This is a genomic window from Pseudomonas sp. SC3(2021), from assembly GCF_019856535.1.
Lineage (GTDB): Bacteria > Pseudomonadota > Gammaproteobacteria > Pseudomonadales > Pseudomonadaceae > Aquipseudomonas > Aquipseudomonas monsensis.
In genome coordinates, this window is sequence record NZ_CP082236.1 from 5,020,688 (window position 1) to 5,040,176 (window position 19,489).

Below are 19,489 nucleotides of genomic sequence, written 5' to 3' on the forward strand. Positions count from 1 at the left end.
ACGGCTTTTGAATTCAGGGCAGACGGTTGGACTTCTGGTACTCGCGACACTGTTGACCGGGTGCGGCACCTCGCCGCCCCGTTCCCCTGAAAACATCTGCGAGATCTTTCGCGAAAAGAGCGAGTGGTACGACGCCGCACAAGTCACGCAACGGCGCTGGGGCGTGCCGATCCAGGTGCCTTTCGCGATCATGTATCAGGAGTCCGGTTACCGCTACGACGCCAAGACCCCGCGCAAATACCTGCTCTGGGTGATCCCGTGGGGCCGCGTATCGACCGCCGCCGGTTATGCGCAGGCCAAGGACGAAGTGTGGTCCGACTATCAGAAAAGCACCGGGCGCAATTGGGCCGACCGCGAAGACTTCGACGACGCAATCGACTTTGTCGGCTGGTACATGGACAAGACCACCTCGATCAACGGCGTGTACAAATACGACGCCTATAACCAGTACCTCAACTACCACGAAGGCTGGGGCGGATTCCGCAACAAGACCTACGCCAGCAAAGCCTGGCTGATGCCGACGGCGCGCAAGGTGCAGAGCCGCTCAGACCTGTATGCGCAGCAATATGCCGGATGCAAGGAGGACCTGAATCGCGGCTTCTGGAGCCGGTTCTGGCATTGGTTGTAACAGCCATTTCAAAGACTCCATCACGAGCAGGCTCACGCCCACAGGGGATCTGCGCTGAACACTAATCTCGTGAACACCAAAGAAACCTGTGGGAGCGGGCTTGCCCGCGATAGCGCTCGATCAGACGCTATAGATAGAAGCCTTACAACAGCGAAAAGTTATAACTCACAATCAACCGGGTCTCATCCACATCCCGGGCGAACTGCTCGTAGTTGGTGCGGTAAGTCGCATTACGCAGGCGCAGGCTTACATCCTTGAACGTGCCGGTCTGAATCACGTACTTCAATTCGCTGTCACGTTCCCACTCTTTGCCTTCCTGATCACTGCCCGGCACCTTGACATGGTCACCGTTCACATAACGGGTGAGGAAACTCAGGCCATTGATGCCGATTGCCTTGAAGTCATAGTCATAACGCAACTGCCAGGAACGCTCCTGCGCGGCGGCGAAGTCGTTGACCTGGACGTAGTTGACCAGATACGGATTGCTGCCATCGAGGTACGGCATCGAGTTGTCGCCGTTCATGCGCTGCCAGCCGGCGCTGAAAGTGTGGCCGCTCAACGCGTAAGACAGCATGCCGCTCAACGCTCGGTTGTCGATGGACCCGGCCTTGGCATCGCCGCTGTCAGCGCTCTTCAGCAAACGCAGATCCGCCTTTAACACTCCATCGCCCAGCGGCTGATTGCCCAACAGCCCGACGAAGTGCTGGCGATAGATATCTTCCAGTTCCGCGTAGTGATACTGCGCGGTCAGGCGATCATTGATCTTGTAGTCGACGCCGTACATGTCGAAATGATCGGCGGTGGTGTTGCACGCGTAGCGCTTGTTCTTGCAATGCACGCGGATGTCTTGCGAATCGCTGGAATCGCGCGCGGTGTACTTGTCCAGACGCGCAGCCATGAAGGTCAGATCCTGCACTTCCCTGGAAGTGAGCATCGCACCGTTGAACATCGTCGGCAGCAGTCGACCGTCGTTGTACTTGAGCAACGGCAGATCGGGCAGCAGCGCGCCGTATTTCAGCACCGTGTCCGAGACCTTGACCTTGGCGGTCAGGCCCATTTTTGCGTACTGACCTTTCGAGCCGCGCGGGTTGTCACCGCTCGAGGGCAACAAGCCGCTGTTGCTGCGGTCAGGGCTGGAATCGAGTTGCAAACCGAGCATGCCCAGCGCATCGAGACCGAAGCCGACCGTGCCGTCGGTGTACCCCGATTGCAGATTGAGAATGAAACCCTGAGCCGACTCTTCACGCTTGGAGGCGCCCTGATCGTTCGAGGTGTGCCCATCACGGAAATCGCGGTTGAAGTACACCGTGCGCGATTCGATTTTCGCCGTGGCGTCTTCAAAAAATCCGCTGGCCTGAGCCTGCGCGGCAAAACCGGCGCACAGCACAACAGCTCCGAAGCCAAACGACTGGCGCGGGGTGATCAGGGGGAATGGGGGACGCATGAAAAACTCCAACAATGCAGCGTTTGCGCAGAGGCGCAATAAGCCAGAAAAATAGCTCCCGTCCCGGGTCAGGCTGAGCCGGGAGGAAGTGAACACGCAGGGGTGAGTCGCAATGATGGCAGATGGCTTTGACGTGCCACAGGCGACTTTAGTCTGAAACTGACTGGTGATTCTTCAGCGCCGGTTCGGACAGAACCGTGTTAATTGCGCACGCACGCTCGCCTGAAGCACGTGTATTCATTAGGCCAAAGGCTTTATGTAAGGGTTTTCCCTATGCCATGAACACCCCGCCCCTACGGCATTTGCGCCTTGAATGAGGCGATTTAATCCTGCACCATCTGTCCCCTGCTTATTCAACGGACGGAATTCAAGGCATGCTGGACGCCAACGCAACCCACATTACCCTCACGCTTGAAGGCGCCAACACCGACCTGCAAGTCCTCAGCTTCACCGGTCGCGAAGCCCTCAACGAACCGTTCCGTTTCGACCTCGAACTCGTCAGCGCCCGCCCCGACCTCAAACTCGAAGAACTGCTGCACAAGCCCGGCATCCTGACCTTCGGCCCTACCGGCGAAGGCAAGATCCACGGTCTGGTCTATCGCATCGAGCAAGGCGACTCCGGCAAGACCCTGACCCGCTACAGCATCAGCCTGGTGCCGCAACTGGCCTACCTGCAGCACAACCATGATCAACAGATTTTCCAGAACCTCACCGTTCCGAAGATCATCGGCCAGGTGCTGGAAGATCGCGGCATTCTCGCCGACGCCTACAGCTTCCAGCTCGGCGCCGAGTACCCGGAACGCGAGTACTGCGTGCAGTACGACGAATCCGACCTGCATTTCATCCAGCGTTTGTGTGAAGAGGAAGGCATTCACTTCCACTTCCAGCACAGCAGCAGCGGGCACAAACTGGTGTTCGGCGACGATCAGACCGTGTTCCGCAAACTCAAACCGGTGAGCTACCAGCAAGACTCCGGCATGGCTGCCGACAAACCCGTGATCAAGCGCTTCAACCTGCGCCTGGAAACCCGCACCACCCGCGTCAGCCGCCGCGATTACGACTTTGAAAAACCGAAGATCCTGCCCGAAGGCGCGGTCAAGTCCGAGTTCGCCCCGGACTTGGAGGACTACGACTACCCCGGCCGCTTCACCACCCGCGAGCGCGGCAAGTTCCTTTCCACCCGTGCACTGGAACGCCATCGCAGCGACTACAAACTCGCCGAAGGCAAAGGTGACGAACCGACCCTGACCAGCGGCCATTTCCTCACCCTCGCCGAACACCCGCGCGCCGAATGGAACGACCTGTGGCTGCTGCTGGAAGTCTTCCATGAAGGCAAACAGCCGCAGGTGCTTGGCGAAAACGTCACCAGCGACGTCACCGACAACAAAAGCGATTTCCATCAGGGCTACCGCAACAGCTTCGTCGCCACCCCGTGGGATGCGCACTACCGCCCTGCCCTTGAACACCCCAAACCAAAAGTCCTCGGCAGCCAGACCGCCGTCGTCACCGGCCCGGCAGGCGAAGAGATTCACTGCGACCAATACGGCCGCATCAAGGTGCAATTCCACTGGGACCGCGACGGCCAGGCCAACGACAAAACCACCTGCTGGATGCGCGTCGCCAGCGGCTGGGCCGGCGCAGCCTATGGCGGCATCGCCATTCCGCGTATCGGCATGGAAGTCCTCGTCACCTTCCTCGAGGGCGACCCCGATCAACCGCTGGTGACCGGCTGCCTGTACCACAAGGAAAACGTCGTCCCCTACGACCTGCCGGCAAACAAGACCCGCAGCACCTTCAAGACCCTGAGTTCACCGGGCGGCAAGGGCTACAACGAGTTCCGCATCGAAGACAAAAAAGGCGTCGAGCAGATCTACATCCACGCCCAGCGCGATTGGGACGAGAACATCGAGCACGACCAGAAGATCCGGGTGGGCAACGAACGGCATGACACCGTTGAAGCCAACACGCTGAGCGAGTTCAAGGTTGAAGAGCACCGGATTACCCATCTGGATCGAATCAGCGAAATGCGTGCGGATGATCACCTGACGGTTGCGGTGACTCAGCATGTGAAGGTGGGGACTGCGCAGTTTGTTGAGGCTGGGACGGAAATCCATTACTACGCCGGCCAGAAGGTTGTGGTCGAAGGCGCGATGGAACTAACGGCCAAGGCTGGCGGGAGTTTCGTTAAGGTCGACGCGGGTGGCGTGACCATCAGCGGCGCGGAAGTGAAGATCAATACCGGCGGCTCGCCTGGGGTTGGGACGCCTGCGGCACCATTGCTGCCGGGGCCGATGAAAGTGGCGGATGCCGATAAGGCTGGTACGGTTCTTATCCCGCTTCCCAAACGCCTGAACGAGTCGGGTATCACGCCGTTATGCGGAAAACAAAGCAACGGCGCCTGCAGCCGTAAGGATTGCACATGCATGTAAAAGCGCTGAGCGCCCTCCTCGAAGCGCCACGCCATGGGTTCGAGGAACTGCCGAGAGAAAGCTCCGACCTGACCCTGTGTTTCATCATCGATCGCGTCCGCCAGCCGGAAGCCATGAGCCGCTTCTACCGTGTCGGTGAGCCCGTAGACACCCAAGGTCTGTTTCTCAACACCGACTTCGCTGAAATCGCCGCTGAAGGCCCTCTCTGGCTGGTCGCCCCTTGGGGCAGTCGACTCGCAGCCGAAGCGGCAAAGCTCTGCGAAGAAAATTTTTCCGGCATTGCCCTCTCCACAGCAGACCCAGCCAAGGCACTGGCACATGCCCGCTGGCTCCTGCGTGCCAACGATGGCTCAGGCGGCCAAAGCCTGTTGAGTTATCACAAGCCAAGCCTGTGGGCCGCGCTGGCCTACACCGCCGGTGAAAGTTCGCATCAGCTTTTCGGTCCTTGGCAACACGTATACAGCCCGGCACCGGTCTACTTCGGGCGCAATCGCGGTCGCTGGCTCAGCTGGCGTCCCGTTTCGGAACTTGAATGGCTGGGCGACGTCTCAGCGTTCAACCTGCCGCCAACAGCGCCAAAGGTTCAGGAGCATCTGGGTTGGGTTTACTGGGCAGACGAGCAATACGCTGCCTACGGTCAACCCACCGACGAACAACTGCCCAACCTCGTGGAAAACCTCAACGTGCTGGTTGCCCACAACATTTACGAAGGTCGTCATTTACTGAAACTGGGCCAAATCACCAATGGCCCGCTGCTCGAAACGCAACCTCAGGCAATGGCCATCCTGCAATCCAGGGAAGAGTCGTTCATCAAAGTGCAGCAGTTGCAGCAACTGTTTACCAGCGCTTCTTGATGAACCCGTCCGTAAAGAATGAATGGAAGCGAAATGGAACAGAACACCAGCGCAGCACCTAACACCGAATCGGCACCTGCAACATCAATAGTTGCCGATGAAACTTGTGCAAAACCACCTCGGGATATCGGTGAACAACCCGAAGCGCCGGAAGACACGCCTGGCGATCACGACAAAGTGAAAACGCCCTGTTCCACCGTTTATGGCAGCGCCATTTACGACACTGAGAATGAATCATTCTGGCTGCTGCCGGAGCGGACGAGCTCGGCACTGAAAGAAGCTTCCAGCGATCTGGAACAAAAAGTCAGCTCAAGTAAATCACCCGAAGAACGCAAAAAAGGGCTCTACGAATCCGGTCTTCTCGAGTATTTCCTCGAACCCAAGCTGGCAAACTTTCTTGAGGGTGAAGAAAAATCCCGGATGCTGGAGATCGAAGCTCAACATCCCAACATAAGCAATCTGGACGCGGCCCTGCTTGAAGCGCAACAGAGCAGGAAAACCGCAGCACCAGAAGCAGAAGCACCTGCAACGCCTCTCACGCGCCTCGAACAGGATCAGATCAAAAGAAACGAATTGATGTCCGCCCGTGACGACGCTACTCGCGTGCACGGCATGCACAGTGAATGGAAAAAGCTCAAGCGCACCGCCATTGCCGCCGCAAAGGAAAAAGGCTACGCGTACGAAAGCGGCAACCTTTATGCGCCGAAAGCCATCGCCGCTCGTGAAGCCGTTCAAAAATATCTGAAAGCACGAGAAGCGCTGTTAGAAGACAAGGATCTCACCACGTTAACATCCGCAGAAATCGCCCCGATGCTCGCTCAGGACAAAAAGCGGATAGACGAGATTGCGATGTGCGGCACCAATAATCAGTTGATGCTGTGCACATATGTGCGTGATCAGGAAATCAAACGCAAGGAAAGGAAAGCGACTTATAACGCTTATCTTGATGCCATCACCGATGTTGCTCAGTACGGAATAGCCTTGCCTGAGTTCGCACTTATTCCCGAGGGTGGAGCGGTCGAAGGTGGCGTCGACTTGTTCAAGCAGTATCTGGCGCTTGAGAAAGAGCAAAAAGAGGTCAATGAACGCCTCAGCACCAAATACAAAAGCTGGATTGAGGCAAGTGGACGACAAGCCAAGGCGCCCACCAACCTTGTCACCAATGAGCGTGCCGCCTGGGATCGCCTGCAAGCATCAAAGGAAACTCTACGTCTCCAGGCTGAAAGCAATGTGGAAACGGCGACTGTTCGCCGTCATCTGTTGTGGGAGCCAGAACAATTTCAGGCAAGACCTGAAGAGCGCTTGATCAAGAACGGTTTCCCGCTGGCCGAGATGAGCATGGCGGACAGCCTGAAAAAACCACTGACCTATCTCAGCATGTATTCGCTGCCACGAATCAAACAGACCGTTAAAGATGACTGGAAGAAAGTTGGCGCCAAGGTCAAAGATCTGGCGAAGCGTCCGGGCAATAGCGATGGAAAAGCAACGACCGACACCGAGCTGAGCTTGTTCGGACAGTGGCTGAAAGACGAAGGCGCTTTAAGAATCAAGGATCAGGAAAGCGATTGGTTCTCCTCCGAAGGCTGGTTCGAAATCGAAAAATTCAATGCCTATCTTGAAAGCAAAAAGTACAAGGTCACTGCGCTGGAGAACGCTGGTACGCGTAAAGAATGGGGAGACCGATTGCAACAGGTGTTGTTCAAGGACAACGTCCGCAAGACCTTCCGCATTTTCGACATCACACCGCAGGCCCAGTTGGTTCGTTGCCTGATGCCCTCCACCACGGAGACCATCCATTCGTCGACGAAAGTAGAGGGGCCTGACTGGACACTGGCCGAAGGATTCCAAGCCTCGGCTAAGGCTACGTTTGCCGTTGATCTTGCCAGAGGTGAGGTCGAACTCTTTAAAGTCGACTTACCAGACCGTGCCAGCGCTAAAGATATCGTCATCACCTACCGAAATGCCGAAGACATACAGCAAAAGATGAACCTCGGACGTTTTTCGCTCTATCTAGGCGCGAAGGCTTGGGGCTACGCCGGAGCATCGTTGCTGCTTTCCTCGGAAATTGCATTGGATGTCAGCAACGCTGGCTTCCATTTAGCGCCTCCGGAACCGGTTGTGCGCAACCCCGATAAGCGCAGCTACGCGAGAACTGAAAAAAGTGGCCAAATTAAAAGAGCCCCTGAAACGCTACAGATACAGGATGGCGCAAAAGCCGCATTCAATCTGTTCGCAGGCCTGCAAACCGGGATCATGGTCACCGGAGCGCTAAACTGGGCTCCACCCTCCGAAGTAGCCTTGCTAACCAAAGCGCCTGTTGCTGGAAAAGCTGCCGGAATGAAATCCAGCGAATGGTTCAGCCTTGCGCGCTTGACTGTGGAGCTCAATGCCGCAGCCGGTCTCGGTGCGAGGGCTGAAGCCAGTATTTCCTTGCACGAGGGCCGTCTGATTCTGGTGCTCAAAGCCGCATTGATAGCCGGCCCCGGCGTAGGAGGCTCCTTCAAGTTCGAAGTGGGCTACGACGCCGTAACTGAATTGCTTAACATGTTCCGTAGAGAACTGTACAAAAACAATCAGAACCCGATTTTTATCATTGAAGATGAGACGTACGCTTACTTATCAAAGATGAATTCGCTTGCTATCTCCGGCTTCGATGTCGGGATGATTTATCTCATGGGGGTAGATGCAGTGATGAGCCTTTATGAAAGCTTGACCTCCACTGGAAAAGGAGGACTGATCGCAGACACGATTATGTTTTATGACCAACAAGCAGAAATCGAGGAATGGTGTGTCAACGCGATCCCAGGAGCCCTTGGCCCTCTGCTCATGACGTTAATTAGTCCGCCAGAAGGATTCACTATCAACGCGTCATCCCCTTCGAACCCATCAAATAAAGAAGAACGAAAATACAGCGCCGATGAGGCTCATCTAATCCAACAAAGAGCGATCGAAAGAATATTAGCGTGGATAGTAAATAACGCTCAAAAGCAAAACTGTCTGGACAAAGCGCAGAGCCAATTCGTAGAGATCTGCATGAGCATGAACAAGTTCGGCTTGAAACCGAAGAACGCAGATCAAAAATACTGTGAAAGTCGCTTGGATCTTGACAATTTCATGAATGAAGCAGTGTTGCGCCTCGTAGAAATTGATGGTGACCGAATGCGCGAACGATACTCATCCCACGTCAAGTTACTAGGTGCAAAACGAGACAGCTTCTGTCAGCGAACTCAGTATTACGGGCGTACCTATATCCCCTCCGGCAAAGCCACCTATGTTGGCGTTCCAAAAACAACCATTTAGCTCGGAACCCTCATGTTAATCAAAACAGCACTTTCGCTATTGATGTTTTTCACGCTCAACTGCTATGCAAATACAGAATTGACAAAAGAGCAGAGCTCGGCGAAAAACACAGGGATTATTCTATATAACCAATACAAAGCCACTTCTGCGATCCCTTTTTTAACAACAGCAGCAGAAGCGGGCGACTCCGAAGCACAATATTATTTAGGAGAGTCTCTTCGAAAGAAAAATCATTACATGAACAATGAGGCCAGAAAATGGTATGAAGCATCGGCAGGTCAGAACAATCTTTATGCCATGATCCAATTGGGCCGCATTGAGCACGATATGTGCGAAATATCCAACGACTGCCCTACTTCGCAGAAGCAAGCAATTGATTGGTTGAATCAGGCAAAAAATATAGCTCAAGAAAAAGCCGAAGCTGGCGACGCGGAGGCGATGCGCATAATGTATGAAATCACGCTAGATGATACTTGGCTTGAAAGATCCGCCGTTGCGGGAGATGCATTTGCACAGTACTGGATGGCGGTTTCCGTCAAGCAAGGCGATGGCTTTTTCCTGCCTTGGAAACGAAGAGAAGCAGTTGAAAAATGGTTTAAGCTTTCGGCTGAAGGCGGCTACCCCAAGTCAATGATGAATTATGCCGCCATTTTATATGAACGAGGTGATGTAGAAGGCTATCGCCATTGGGTCGAAAAGACAGCGCTAACAGGGTATGCAACTACTGTTTTCGGCTACGGCTCGGATTTGGCACATGAGCCTGACAGATTTGGATTTCCGCTAGATTTAATTAAGGGGTACGCGCTTTTATACTGGCTGTCCGAGCTGGACGGGGGTGGTGGCATGAAGGAAAATGTTGAGTACACGCTACCTAGAATCGCCGCTAAAATGACTGCTGAACAGATTGAAGCAGCAAAAAAGTTTTCTCAAGAATGGGCTGCGTCGCACCCTCCTCTCTCTTTCTTTCCTGACAAACTTAGCCGTTGATCTTCATGAAACTTCATATCGCAGGTTTTTTGCTAGTCGCTTTTACCCCCGCCGCACTGGCACTAAGTGACTCCGAACTTGCAATGAAATCTCGCGGCATAATTCTTTACAATCAATTCAAAGCCGTTTCTGCAACCCCGCTACTGAGAATAGCGGCAGAGGCTGGAGATCATGAGGCACAATATTATTTAGCTGAGTCATTACGACAAAAAAATAGCTATATGAATCCTGAAGCTAAAAAGTGGTATGAAATGGCAGCTACCCAAGGGGATCTTTATGCAATGATCCATTGCTTGGACGAGTAAAAAATGATTTGTGTAAATTATCAGAAGACTGCCCCGTCACAGAAAAGAAACCATCAGACTGGTTGAATCAAGCATCAATCACACGCTACAAAGAACTGAAAACAGCCTGGAAAGAGCTGGATACTAAAGAGGTTCGTTACAATGATGATCGCCGCCGTCTTTCTATTTTATGGAATGACTGGTTAAAAACATTTGAGGCGAAAGGCCCTTCGACCTTAGACACGGCAGCTGGTCACTTCGACATCACCACTCCAGACTCGCGAACAACTCTTGAGATAAATTTCGCTTCTGCATGCCTTGGCCCCTCTAGTTGCAGTCTTAGCGCAAAAGCGTTGAGTGAAGCGATTGATCCTGATAAACAAGGGACAGGGAAGCCTTGTCTTGGTGGAAAGCGTGAAAAAGTTATCTGGACGAGTAGTGATTTTGACGTTCACTCGGGCACACGAATTTCAAAAGAATCCGAAACGGCAGTCTATAGACGCGTATATCACGTAGATCGCGAAGGTCGGGCATTGAACAGCATATCCGGAAAACTGACTTATTCACCTCTAGAGGGTTTGAGCCTGCCCCCTATTGACATCAAGGAAATAGCATGGATCTAAAAAACCTTATCGCCCAAGCAGCATCGAAATACGGCAACACGTCGAACGTCGTATTGAAAGCCAGCGAGAGCACTGGACAACCTCCATGCGAACTATTTATCACCGATGAACATACAGAGAATTACTTAACGTTACAGATGGCAGGAGATGCAGATAGAGGAGGTATAACAGGTATAGCGGCAGGCGTAGGATCTCTCGCAAGTATTGCATTGGCATTTATGATGATCATAAAAGGCCGCTGGGATCTTGTAGGCCTCTGTATTTTCCTTGCCGCAGCCATGTTCCTTATTCCGTTTTATTTTGAAACGCGAAAACCACTGCCTTTACCTGTATTATTTAATCGTAGAACAAAAGAAGTTTATTTTGATCAAAACGGTGATTTGTATCATACGCCATGGGACAACATTCAAGCTATCGCGTGTGAATTTCAAATGACAAGCATTTATACGGGCGGTATAAATAACGCTTCTCTCGAAATACTAGTAAAACGTCTAGGTGACCCTGACAATGCTCTTATGGTTAGTTTGGGCTCCCCAATGGGCAAGACACTTGATATGCAAAAAGGGTTTTGGGAATACATTCGCAGCTACATGAATAATGGCCCATGGTTTGATGAAAATGGCAACCACGCAGAATCCGATGAATTCATAAAGAAAACGCTTTCGAGCAATATTAGACCGTCAGATTTTTTGGGATACTGGAAAAAAACGATCACAGATAAAAAAGTCAAGTCCGGACACTCTAACTACTTAACTGCATCTGACGCTTTTATGTTTATTGGACACTTAATTTTTTTCCCAACCAATGCTATACAAGACTTCACATACAATTATGTGCAGAGAAAAACACGAAACTTATGGCCAGAAATAGTTACAGAACGCTTACATCAAGACGGCCCCGCACTTAGACTTATAGACTTAGAACGCGAGCGCGGTTTTTCTGTTTGATTTATGATCACGAAACCAAAAGATAATAGCTTTACTACTTTTTACTTGAAGGCACGCACTACCGCCCATCGAGCTCAAGAAACTGACATGATTTAAGAACAGCAATGAAAAAAATCATGACAAAATATGGCGATGCTCCTACCGCAGCTCTTAGTGACGACGAGTCTACGGGAGAGCAACCACTTGAGCTTTTTATAACTGATGAACACACAGAACACTATCTTTCACTAAAAGTTGGCAATGATCGAAACCGCGGCTTGCTTAGCGGGCTTCTCGGGGGAGTTTCAGCTCTGATCGCACTCATCATTGGCGTTTGGATGGCTTTACTGGGCAAGTGGGACGGAGTGGGCTGGATGTTACTTTTCGGGATTCCGTTGCTCATTTTTCCAATTATCATAGAAACAAGACGTGCTTTACCACTTCCCATAATTTTCAACCGACGAACACAGGAAGTTTATTTCGACAACGAAGGAGAGCTCTATCACACTCCTTGGAAGGGAATAGAGGCTGTAGCTTGCGAGTTCGACATAGTTGGCTTTTATTCTGGGAGCGTCCGAAACGCCTCGCTTGAAGTGTTAATGAAGCGATTGGGAGAGCCTGAAAACGAAATCATGGTCAGCATTGGTACGCCGGCGGGAACGTCCTTAGAAATGCAGAAAGGATTTTGGGAATACATTCGCTCTTATATGAACAACGGCCCATGGTTCGACCACACTGGAGCTCATAGCGAATCGAATGACTTTGTAAAAAGCCAGTTAGATCTAAACTTAAAACAATCTGAATACTTAGGCGCATGGAGAAAAATCATTCGTGAAAAAAAAGAAGCTGGAGATGGAAGCAATTACTTAACTGGCACTGATTTTTTAATGCTACTAAACAATATAGTCTTCTATCCATCAAACAACATTCAAGACTTTGTTTATGAAAGAGCAAAGCGTCGCTCGCGCAACCGTTGGCCCACTGTCGTGACTGAACGACTGGAAGCGGATGGTCCAACGACAAGATTGATTGATTTGGAACGCGAGCGTGGTCTCACTGTTTGATTAAATGTTTGAGATCCTCAGCTTGGTAGCGGCATGTGCAGCCTCCTCATAAGCTTACTGAATCCAAGTTAAAGCAACCCTCTTGATTCTAATCCAGGAAAAATTGAAGTGTGACTCATCGGTTCGCGAGCAGTGAAGTCCTCTCCAGGCATAAAGCAGGAATGTAACCTCTTACCTTGGATTTAGTCATTTGATAGATATTGCCGCGAACACACGTCGAAAACGAACATGGCGACGAAGACGATTAGCCCTAGCTGTACTGGCATTGCTGCTTAGCTACGCCACCCCAAAAATCATTGATCTATTTCGTACGCCCAGCGCCATGCTGACGTCAGAAAATTACACAGACCGTCCAATTTTCAGCTTTTGGATAAATGATCACTGGGGCGGTAACGGAGGCGTGACCTGCTGTTGAAGCATCGCTGGCAACACCGCTAAAGTTGCGTGGATTCTGAGCATGTCTAAAGCTCAAGAGGATCAGGGGATGAAGATCGAAAGACACGAAGTGCAAATGCACTTGCCTTCACGCAACCGTGGCGATGACACGTTGCATGTCTATTTTCTGCCGAGCACTCGTATCGAGTTGCTGTGGGCATCGACGGTGCTGGATCCGCGTCATCACTCAACGGAATCCTTGCCACGCTGAAACACGGGTAGTTTCTCACGCCGTCCCGTGGCTGAGCCCTATCAATTTTTCATGAAACCGGCGCCTTCCAACTCAACATCTGCTGCTGCGCCACCTGCAGTAAATCATTGCCATCCTGCGTCAGCAGGTAAAGCGCATGAGTAATGTGTGGAATGTCCTGCACGTCAGCATGCTTGAAGCACAGGCAATGCAGGGTTTCGAGCAGGTCGGCGGAAGCGCGGATGCGCTGGACGGCGGCTTCGAGGATGTCTTTCGGGTTGGCTTGGGTGTCGATGAGGATTGGCGCACTTTCGGTGACGCTGCTGTTGAGGGGGGAATAGCGATTGGGAAGCGGATTAATTATTGGCATTTTGATTACTCGATCGGGTTCGGTAACCCGCCGCCACCGTGACCAACAGTGGGGAGGCGGACTGTATGCAAGCTTGGTCAACTGAAAACCCGATCAGCTCGCTCGAAAGCGATCCTGCACACAGCCGCCACAGCAATGCACTACGAAGACATAGATGTCCGCGGTGCGAATGATGGCACACAAGTTTCGAGTTATCAGGTGACCAAACCTGAATCGCTGATTTTGCAGCGACGCCAAACCATAACCGCCCCGCTCCCACCGCCGAAAGCAGACAAGGCAACCACCGCTGTAGGAATCCGCCCTGCGTCCCGCAGAAAACCACCTCACTCCCTGACAGCCGGCGTTCAGCCCGGTTAACCATCCCTTAACGCCGAGGTCAAAAACTCTACTGAACCGCACGCCTTCAGCCGTTTTGGCTGTTGCCCGGTGCGGCAGGTTCGGATGAATCGCGCCGAACGCTAGAACCGCCACTCGGGAGTCCTTTCATGAACATTCGTCCTTTATTGCTCACCGCCGCCCTCGCCTGCACCGCGTTTGCCGGGCTGGCCCAGGCCAATGACACCTCTGCCACTTCCAAAGCCGTGCCGTATCAGTACGGCATGCCGCTGCAGGTGGCCAAAGTGGTGTCCTTGACCGAGCCGCCAACACAAACGTGCAAGGTGATCACGGCCGATATGAAGTACATAGACAACGCCGGTAAGCCCGAGGAGATCAGCTACCGGAAATTATCCGACGCGTGCAACTTCCAGAACTGACAGAAACGTCTGATTTGCCGGTTTGCGGTAGGCGTGGGGTGTTTCGAGGGTTATGCTCGGGGCCTCCTCACTGCCGCAAGGATTGGCCATGCAGTTGTCGTTTCGCACGTTGTCGAGCATCACCTCCTCTTTGTGTTTTCTGCTGGCGCTGGTCTGGGGCTTTTTCCCGGATATCCTGCTGGCGACCTGGAGTATTGAATATTCCGAAGGCGCCGGGTTTGTCGCGCGACGCGGTGCGGTGCTGTTTGCGGCGCTGGGAGTGATGTTTTATCTGGTGCGCACGGCACCGCCGTCGTTGGGGCGCAATGCGCTGAGCAACGGGTTCATCGTTGGGTGTTTGGGTTTGGCGGTGCTGGGGTTTACTGAATGGCTCAACGGCCATGCCGGCCCCGGGATTCTGCTCGCGGTGCTGGTCGAGTTCGCGCTGGGCCTTGGTTTCGTGCAGGCCCGGCGCGTGACGGTCGAACTGGGTGAAACGGTGCGTTAGATGGCTCTGGATCGTGGACTGTAGTGATGTGGTGCAATTTGCTTGCTCAGATCCGAACGCAGCCCGGCGATCAGTTCGTTGATTTCGCGACAGCCATTGAGGTGGCTGGCATCAATGCCGCTCACCAGCAAATCGACCTGATCGGTCTGGTGATCGCCGAACACCTTGACGGTCATCGACAAGTCCGGCGACAGCGTGCACTGGCAGCGTTTCGGCAGAAAACTGCTTTCAATGATGTTGCGTAGTTCCAAGGCAGACAGAAACATGGCGAAACCCTCTCCTTACTGTGAGATGCCAATCAAGTATTCACGCTGACCGTTGCTGAACCTGCACGAGTGTGTCCCCGCTGTTTCCCTGGGTGTGGCACGCGGCGGTACTGCGAAATGCCCATTGGAGTGTAGGCGCCCAAATCCGGTGCGCCGCACTGTAAAGACGCATATAACGTGCCTTCCATCGGATCGTTTCGACCCTTTTAGAATCAAGCACTTGGCGACGTGGCCAGTATTTTGCCAATTGCAAAATGCAAGAAATGCCTCTACGGGTACCGCAATTTGCACGTCGACGCCGGTTTGCATTCATCGCCGATGACAGTGAGAATGCCCGCTATCTACCCTACACCCGCATGGAGGCTTCTATGGGTTCTTTACGCACTTACGCGACCGCCGGCCTGATCATCGCCAGCCTTTCCACCTCCGCCCAAGCAGCGAAACTCGAAGACGTCGCGCCGTACCCCAAGGCCGAGGCCGGGTTCACCCGTCAGGTCATTTACCTGCCGAAGCAGGATCAGGAAGAAAACTTCCAGGTCGAGATCCTTGCCGGCAAAACCCTGGAAGTCGACTGCAACCGTCAGCGCCTGGGCGGGGTACTGGATGAGAAGAATCTTGAAGGCTGGGGTTATCCCTTCTATCGTCTGGAAAAAGTCATCGGTCCGATGAGCACGATGATGGCCTGCCCGCCCGGCAACCAGAAGAAACGTGCGTTCGTGCCGGTCGTCGGCGATGGTTTCATGCTGCGCTACAACAGCAAACTGCCCGTGGTGGTTTACGCGCCGGCGGACGTCGAAGTGAGTTATCGCGTCTGGTCGGCGTCGGATAAAGTCGGCACAGCTCTTCGGGAATAACCGGAACAAGGAGCGTCCTGCGTGATTACCTGCCATGTCAGATATGTCATCGATCCTTACCAGTTGGCCGAGTTCGAAGCGTACGCAAAAACCTGGCTCGGCATTGTCGAGCGATTGGGCGGCACGCACCACGGCTACTTCCTGCCCTCCGAGGGCGCGAGCAATATCGCCTATTGCCTGTTCAGTTTTCCGTCGCTGGCGGATTACGAAAGCTATCGGCATATCGCATTGACCGACGCGGAAAGCACCGCGCTGGTGGCCAATCTGGTCGAGAAAAAATTCATCGTCAGTTACGAGCGCAGCTTTCTGCGCCCGTTGCTACCGTAACCCCCCTTATGCCGGGACGCTGCATGCAGCAGCGCGCTCGGCGACGTGGCGCAGGCTGTCGAAATTGATATTGGCCCCCGAGTCGATCGCAACGAAGGTCTGATCACGAGCGCCGGTGCGCGCCACGTAGCGCTTGATCCCGGCAACCGCCAACGCGCCGGAAGGTTCGGTGATCGAGCGGGTATCGTCGTAGATATTCTTGATTGCGGCACACAGGTCGTCGTTGCTGACAGTGATCACCTCGTCCACGCAGAAACGGCACAGTTCAAAACCGTATTCGCCAATCTGCGCCACGGCCACGCCATCGGCGAAGGTTCCGACGCTGGGCAGCACCACACGGTGATCGGCTTCCAGCGCAGCCTTGAGACATGCTGAGTGTTCAGATTCGACGCCGATGATGCGCACTGACGGACGCAGGTATTTGACGTATGCCGCGATCCCGGCGATCAAACCGCCGCCGCCGACCGGCACGAAGATCGCGTCCAGCTCGCCTTGATGCTGACGAAGGATTTCCATTGCCACGGTGCCTTGTCCGGCGATCACGTCCGGATCATCGAACGGCGAAACGAAGGTACGCCCGGTCTGCTCGGCCAGTTGCAACGCGTGGGCCAGGGCAAAGGGGAAACTCTCGCCGTGCAGCAGCGCTTCGGCACCGCGACTGCGCACGCCCAGCACCTTGAGTTCAGGTGTTGTCGAGGGCATGACGATGGTGGCGGCGATACCCAGCTCACGCGCCGCCAGCGCCACGCCTTGGGCGTGATTGCCCGCCGACGCGGTGATCACCCCGCGCGCCTTCTGCTCATCACTTAACTGCACCAGTTTGTTGTAGGCGCCGCGGATCTTGAAAGAGAACGTCGGTTGCAGGTCTTCACGCTTGAGCAGGATGCGGTTGCCCAGCGCTTCGGACAAAGCCGGCGCCGCCTGCAAAGGTGTGCGCACGGCAATGTCGTACACCGGTGCGGCGAGGATCTTTTTCACGTAGTGCTCTAGCAGGGCTTGCTGGTCGCTCATTATCGTCTCCTGACTCATCCGGCTCATGCAGGAGCTACCGCCGGCAGCTCCTGCATGAGCCTTGTTGAAACCCTGGAGACAGAAAGTAAAAACCCGCCTCTAGGGCGGGTTGGGTGCTGCAGCCGTGCGCTAGCCCGCCAAATAAGGAATGGCGGTAATAATGCTTGGCTGGCAGCGCAGTACGGTCGAAGTCATGGGCTGGAAATTAGCCCGGGCGCTGCTGGCAAGTCAATGGCCATTTTTGCGCAGCGGCGATAGTCTGGCGATTGAGCTCATCACTTCAAGGAACGAATACATGCTGTCTATCGCCCTGCCCCTCACGGCATTGCTCGCATTTGCCGGTTACACCGTTTCGGTGATGCTCCAGGCTGAACAATCGCTGATCGATTTCGGCATCAGCCTGATGTCACGGCCTGACACCGCTCAGGTGGTGATTGATTTGTATCTGCTGGCGACATTGGCCGGGATCTGGATGGTCAAGGATGCGCGTACTCGCGGACAGTCTGCCTGGTCAGTGCTGCCGTACTTGCTGTTGACGGCGATTTTTGTGTCGGTCGGGCCGTTGTTGTATCTGGTAGTGCGTGGGATTAGGGAGCGCAGACAATCGGTTGGGCAAGCCCGAGCAAGTTGATCTGGACTTCTCAGCGCTGATTCGATGGCCTTCGCGAGCAGGCTCGCTCTTACAAAGAGCGATGCCTTTTCTCTAGTACAGTTTCTTGTCAACCGTTTTGTACCTGTCAACTCTGACAGTTATGTACTACGTCTTGATGCAGTAGTTTGACCACTCACCGGGAATTCATTCCCACAGTGTTCATGCATCAGGAGCAATTACGATGACCAGTCAAAAATCCGAGAATAAGTTTTCTGCGGATGTGAGCGGCGGTGCGCGCCCTCTGTACAACGCGGATACCGATACCATGGACCTCGTCGAACGAGGTGACGAGTCGAGGTATTATTGGCAAGGTTTTAGTACCCAGCTCGTCAAATCAGATGTGGACCCGCAATTAAAAAGCATAAATCTGAGTGTGTTCGTCGATAAGGGCGTGGAAGCCGGAACTCATCAGATGATCGAAGATGGCAAGGTTCGAGCAGTTTATAGCCTCGTTCGTGAGGGCAACCAGGTTGAGGCTTATGTATCTGTTTCAGGCCAGATGACGCTGACAGTTGTGCCATCGACTGGCGATAAACGATTGGAAGGAACCGTTTTGTTCGAGGGCAAACGTAACGCTAAGTCAGTCAATATCACCAATGGCGTCTTCAGTTTTAACTGACTCAGTCTTCACCGCTGTAAAGAGACTCTGTAGCGGTCCCCGCTTGAGGCCAGGAGACGACAATTGTCTCCTGGCGTGTCAGGGGCCAATCAAGGGCTTCGATTATTTGCAGTCTTGATTAAAGTGTTAATCCTGCGGATGCCCCCACCTTCCCGAGCAATTGCCAGTGCAGGAGATCGGGCGCACTTATTTTTGTTTTACCGCCACGAACGCCGCGGTTTCGTAGGGCACCGTCACCACATCCTTGTTGCGCAGTTGCGGTTCCGAAGCGATCAACGCGCGGACCTGCTCATCGACTTTTGCCCGCTGGGCATCCGGCAGCGCAGCAATGAAACTGGTCGAGCGCACGCGATTGACAATCACGTCTTCCGGCGATCCGGTATGACCATGATGAAACTGCTGCAGTTGCAGCGCCCCGAACACCGGATGTGGAAACGCCTTGCGCCAGGCGCCGGTGTAATAGCGTGGTGTATCGCCTTCGAGGGCGTTGACGATCGCATCAAGCTTGGGCACCCAACTGACTTGCGTGTCGCGCAAATTCCAGATCAGCCCTAACTTGCCGCCAGGTTTGAGAACCCGGGCGATTTCCGTCAGCGCCTCGGCACTGGCGAACCAGTGAAACGCCTGCGCGCAGACCACCACATCGACGCAAGCGTCTGGCAACGGCAAATCGGTCGCTGTGCCACTCACCGCCAATACCTGTGGCCAGGCTTCCGAGAGTTTTTCCAGCATCTGCGCCACCGGTTCTACCGCAATCACTTGCGCGCCCGTCGCCACCAACCGACCGGTAAACTTGCCGGTGCCAGCGCCCAGGTCGATCACCGTTTGGTACCGGTCCAGGCCCAGCGTCTCGCTCAACCATTGACTGACTTGCGGCGGATAATCCGGCCGTCCTTTGACATAGGTCTCGGCAGCGGTTTTATAGCCGGCAGCGGCTGAGTGATGGACCTGATCGTTCATGGCAATTCTCCTGACGGTCAAACT

At 53.8% G+C, this 19,489-nt stretch carries 20 protein-coding genes and 1 pseudogene; 16 read left to right on the plus strand and 5 right to left on the minus strand.

The window, feature by feature from the left end:
- Nucleotides 1-7 precede the first annotated feature (7 nt).
- Complete coding sequence (locus K5Y35_RS22370; RefSeq protein WP_222832979.1) at nt 8-628, plus strand: hypothetical protein; 621 nt, start codon at nt 8-10, stop codon at nt 626-628.
- A 142-nt stretch (nt 629-770) separates the two neighbouring features.
- Here K5Y35_RS22370 and K5Y35_RS22375 read toward each other — a convergent pair whose 3' ends face one another.
- Entirely contained in the window at nt 771-2,072 is a 1,302-nt protein-coding gene (locus K5Y35_RS22375; protein WP_222832980.1) for an OprD family porin, read from the minus strand.
- A 374-nt stretch (nt 2,073-2,446) separates the two neighbouring features.
- Here K5Y35_RS22375 and K5Y35_RS22380 point away from each other — a divergent pair, with 374 nt between their 5' ends.
- From K5Y35_RS22380 to K5Y35_RS27975, 9 genes are all read left to right on the plus strand, one after another.
- The gene (locus K5Y35_RS22380; RefSeq protein ID WP_222832981.1) at nt 2,447-4,501 is read left to right on the plus strand and encodes a type VI secretion system tip protein VgrG; all 2,055 of its coding nucleotides are present in this window, start codon (nt 2,447-2,449) and stop codon (nt 4,499-4,501) included.
- The gene (locus K5Y35_RS22385; protein WP_222832982.1) at nt 4,492-5,355 is read left to right on the plus strand and encodes a DUF4123 domain-containing protein; all 864 of its coding nucleotides are present in this window, start codon (nt 4,492-4,494) and stop codon (nt 5,353-5,355) included. Before K5Y35_RS22380 ends, K5Y35_RS22385 begins: the two co-directional genes overlap by 10 nt.
- Nucleotides 5,356-5,388: 33 nt before the next feature.
- The gene (locus K5Y35_RS22390; RefSeq protein WP_222832983.1) at nt 5,389-8,655 is read left to right on the plus strand and encodes a hypothetical protein; all 3,267 of its coding nucleotides are present in this window, start codon (nt 5,389-5,391) and stop codon (nt 8,653-8,655) included.
- Between the two features lie 12 nt (nt 8,656-8,667).
- A complete protein-coding gene (locus K5Y35_RS22395) occupies nt 8,668-9,642 on the plus strand; it encodes a tetratricopeptide repeat protein (protein ID WP_123468477.1) in 975 nt (324 codons plus the stop codon).
- A 5-nt stretch (nt 9,643-9,647) separates the two neighbouring features.
- The gene (locus tag K5Y35_RS22400; RefSeq protein WP_222832984.1) at nt 9,648-9,947 is read left to right on the plus strand and encodes a hypothetical protein; all 300 of its coding nucleotides are present in this window, start codon (nt 9,648-9,650) and stop codon (nt 9,945-9,947) included.
- Nucleotides 9,932-10,549, plus strand: a complete 618-nt coding sequence (locus K5Y35_RS22405; RefSeq protein ID WP_222832985.1) for a hypothetical protein — start codon at nt 9,932-9,934, stop codon at nt 10,547-10,549. Before K5Y35_RS22400 ends, K5Y35_RS22405 begins: the two co-directional genes overlap by 16 nt.
- Nucleotides 10,540-11,496, plus strand: a complete 957-nt coding sequence (locus K5Y35_RS22410) for a hypothetical protein (protein WP_222832986.1) — start codon at nt 10,540-10,542, stop codon at nt 11,494-11,496. The genes K5Y35_RS22405 and K5Y35_RS22410 overlap by 10 nt, the downstream gene beginning before the upstream one ends.
- A 104-nt stretch (nt 11,497-11,600) precedes the next feature.
- Nucleotides 11,601-12,539 (plus strand): hypothetical protein, encoded by a 939-nt coding sequence (locus K5Y35_RS27970; protein WP_261991211.1) that lies wholly within the window; start codon nt 11,601-11,603, stop codon nt 12,537-12,539.
- Nucleotides 12,540-12,996: 457 nt separating this feature from the next.
- On the plus strand, nt 12,997-13,185 hold the full coding sequence (locus K5Y35_RS27975) for a hypothetical protein (RefSeq protein ID WP_261991212.1): 189 nt from the start codon (nt 12,997-12,999) through the stop codon (nt 13,183-13,185).
- Between the two features lie 49 nt (nt 13,186-13,234).
- Here K5Y35_RS27975 and K5Y35_RS22425 read toward each other — a convergent pair whose 3' ends face one another.
- On the minus strand, nt 13,235-13,534 hold the full coding sequence (locus K5Y35_RS22425) for a hypothetical protein (RefSeq protein WP_222832987.1): 300 nt from the start codon (nt 13,532-13,534) through the stop codon (nt 13,235-13,237).
- 485 nt (nt 13,535-14,019) lie between these two features.
- Here K5Y35_RS22425 and K5Y35_RS22430 point away from each other — a divergent pair, with 485 nt between their 5' ends.
- Together K5Y35_RS22430 and K5Y35_RS22435 are read left to right on the plus strand one after the other, a co-directional pair.
- Nucleotides 14,020-14,289 (plus strand): DUF2790 domain-containing protein, encoded by a 270-nt coding sequence (locus K5Y35_RS22430; RefSeq protein ID WP_222832988.1) that lies wholly within the window; start codon nt 14,020-14,022, stop codon nt 14,287-14,289.
- Nucleotides 14,290-14,377: 88 nt separating this feature from the next.
- A complete protein-coding gene (locus K5Y35_RS22435) occupies nt 14,378-14,776 on the plus strand; it encodes a hypothetical protein (RefSeq protein ID WP_123468471.1) in 399 nt (132 codons plus the stop codon).
- On the opposite strand, the gene K5Y35_RS22440 is transcribed toward K5Y35_RS22435, so the two are convergent.
- Nucleotides 14,773-15,042, minus strand: a complete 270-nt coding sequence (locus K5Y35_RS22440; RefSeq protein ID WP_123468469.1) for a DUF1652 domain-containing protein — start codon at nt 15,040-15,042, stop codon at nt 14,773-14,775. The genes K5Y35_RS22435 and K5Y35_RS22440 overlap by 4 nt on opposite strands.
- A gap of 368 nt (nt 15,043-15,410) precedes the next feature.
- Here K5Y35_RS22440 and eco point away from each other — a divergent pair, with 368 nt between their 5' ends.
- Nucleotides 15,411-15,896, plus strand: coding sequence for a serine protease inhibitor ecotin (gene eco / locus K5Y35_RS22445; protein WP_222832989.1), 486 nt, complete (start codon nt 15,411-15,413; stop codon nt 15,894-15,896).
- A gap of 21 nt (nt 15,897-15,917) precedes the next feature.
- Nucleotides 15,918-16,223 (plus strand): NIPSNAP family protein, encoded by a 306-nt coding sequence (locus tag K5Y35_RS22450; RefSeq protein WP_222832990.1) that lies wholly within the window; start codon nt 15,918-15,920, stop codon nt 16,221-16,223.
- A 30-nt stretch (nt 16,224-16,253) separates the two neighbouring features.
- Here K5Y35_RS22450 and ilvA read toward each other — a convergent pair.
- Nucleotides 16,254-17,234 (minus strand): annotated as a pseudogene (gene ilvA / locus K5Y35_RS22455) (threonine ammonia-lyase, biosynthetic); the annotation flags it as partial.
- A gap of 295 nt (nt 17,235-17,529) precedes the next feature.
- Here ilvA and K5Y35_RS22460 point away from each other — a divergent pair.
- Nucleotides 17,530-17,865 carry a DUF2834 domain-containing protein gene (locus tag K5Y35_RS22460; RefSeq protein ID WP_123469180.1) on the plus strand — a complete coding sequence of 112 codons (336 nt, stop codon included), beginning with the start codon at nt 17,530-17,532 and terminating at the stop codon, nt 17,863-17,865.
- Nucleotides 17,866-18,067: 202 nt separating this feature from the next.
- Nucleotides 18,068-18,505, plus strand: a complete 438-nt coding sequence (locus tag K5Y35_RS22465; RefSeq protein ID WP_222832991.1) for a hypothetical protein — start codon at nt 18,068-18,070, stop codon at nt 18,503-18,505.
- 186 nt (nt 18,506-18,691) lie between these two features.
- Here the strand turns inward: K5Y35_RS22465 and K5Y35_RS22470 are convergent, their stop codons facing one another.
- Nucleotides 18,692-19,465 carry a class I SAM-dependent methyltransferase gene (locus K5Y35_RS22470; RefSeq protein WP_123468458.1) on the minus strand — a complete coding sequence of 258 codons (774 nt, stop codon included), beginning with the start codon at nt 19,463-19,465 and terminating at the stop codon, nt 18,692-18,694.
- Between the last annotated feature and the right edge of the window lie 24 nt (nt 19,466-19,489).

What these genes read in the sequence shown, in the direction of transcription:
- K5Y35_RS22375 (WP_222832980.1), bottom strand. Translation starts at nt 2,072, where the DNA reads ATGCGTCCCCCATTCCCCCTGATCACCCCGCGCCAGTCGTTTGGCTTC.
- K5Y35_RS22380 (WP_222832981.1), top strand. Translation starts at nt 2,447, where the DNA reads ATGCTGGACGCCAACGCAACCCACATTACCCTCACGCTTGAAGGCGCC.
- K5Y35_RS22385 (WP_222832982.1), top strand. Translation starts at nt 4,492, where the DNA reads ATGCATGTAAAAGCGCTGAGCGCCCTCCTCGAAGCGCCACGCCATGGG.
- K5Y35_RS22390 (WP_222832983.1), top strand. Translation starts at nt 5,389, where the DNA reads ATGGAACAGAACACCAGCGCAGCACCTAACACCGAATCGGCACCTGCA.
- K5Y35_RS22395 (WP_123468477.1), top strand. Translation starts at nt 8,668, where the DNA reads ATGTTAATCAAAACAGCACTTTCGCTATTGATGTTTTTCACGCTCAAC.
- K5Y35_RS22400 (WP_222832984.1), top strand. Translation starts at nt 9,648, where the DNA reads ATGAAACTTCATATCGCAGGTTTTTTGCTAGTCGCTTTTACCCCCGCC.
- K5Y35_RS22410 (WP_222832986.1), top strand. Translation starts at nt 10,540, where the DNA reads ATGGATCTAAAAAACCTTATCGCCCAAGCAGCATCGAAATACGGCAAC.
- K5Y35_RS27970 (WP_261991211.1), top strand. Translation starts at nt 11,601, where the DNA reads ATGAAAAAAATCATGACAAAATATGGCGATGCTCCTACCGCAGCTCTT.
- K5Y35_RS27975 (WP_261991212.1), top strand. Translation starts at nt 12,997, where the DNA reads ATGTCTAAAGCTCAAGAGGATCAGGGGATGAAGATCGAAAGACACGAA.
- K5Y35_RS22425 (WP_222832987.1), bottom strand. Translation starts at nt 13,534, where the DNA reads ATGCCAATAATTAATCCGCTTCCCAATCGCTATTCCCCCCTCAACAGC.
- K5Y35_RS22430 (WP_222832988.1), top strand. Translation starts at nt 14,020, where the DNA reads ATGAACATTCGTCCTTTATTGCTCACCGCCGCCCTCGCCTGCACCGCG.
- K5Y35_RS22435 (WP_123468471.1), top strand. Translation starts at nt 14,378, where the DNA reads ATGCAGTTGTCGTTTCGCACGTTGTCGAGCATCACCTCCTCTTTGTGT.
- K5Y35_RS22440 (WP_123468469.1), bottom strand. Translation starts at nt 15,042, where the DNA reads ATGTTTCTGTCTGCCTTGGAACTACGCAACATCATTGAAAGCAGTTTT.
- eco (WP_222832989.1), top strand. Translation starts at nt 15,411, where the DNA reads ATGGGTTCTTTACGCACTTACGCGACCGCCGGCCTGATCATCGCCAGC.
- K5Y35_RS22460 (WP_123469180.1), top strand. Translation starts at nt 17,530, where the DNA reads ATGCTGTCTATCGCCCTGCCCCTCACGGCATTGCTCGCATTTGCCGGT.
- K5Y35_RS22465 (WP_222832991.1), top strand. Translation starts at nt 18,068, where the DNA reads ATGACCAGTCAAAAATCCGAGAATAAGTTTTCTGCGGATGTGAGCGGC.
- K5Y35_RS22470 (WP_123468458.1), bottom strand. Translation starts at nt 19,465, where the DNA reads ATGAACGATCAGGTCCATCACTCAGCCGCTGCCGGCTATAAAACCGCT.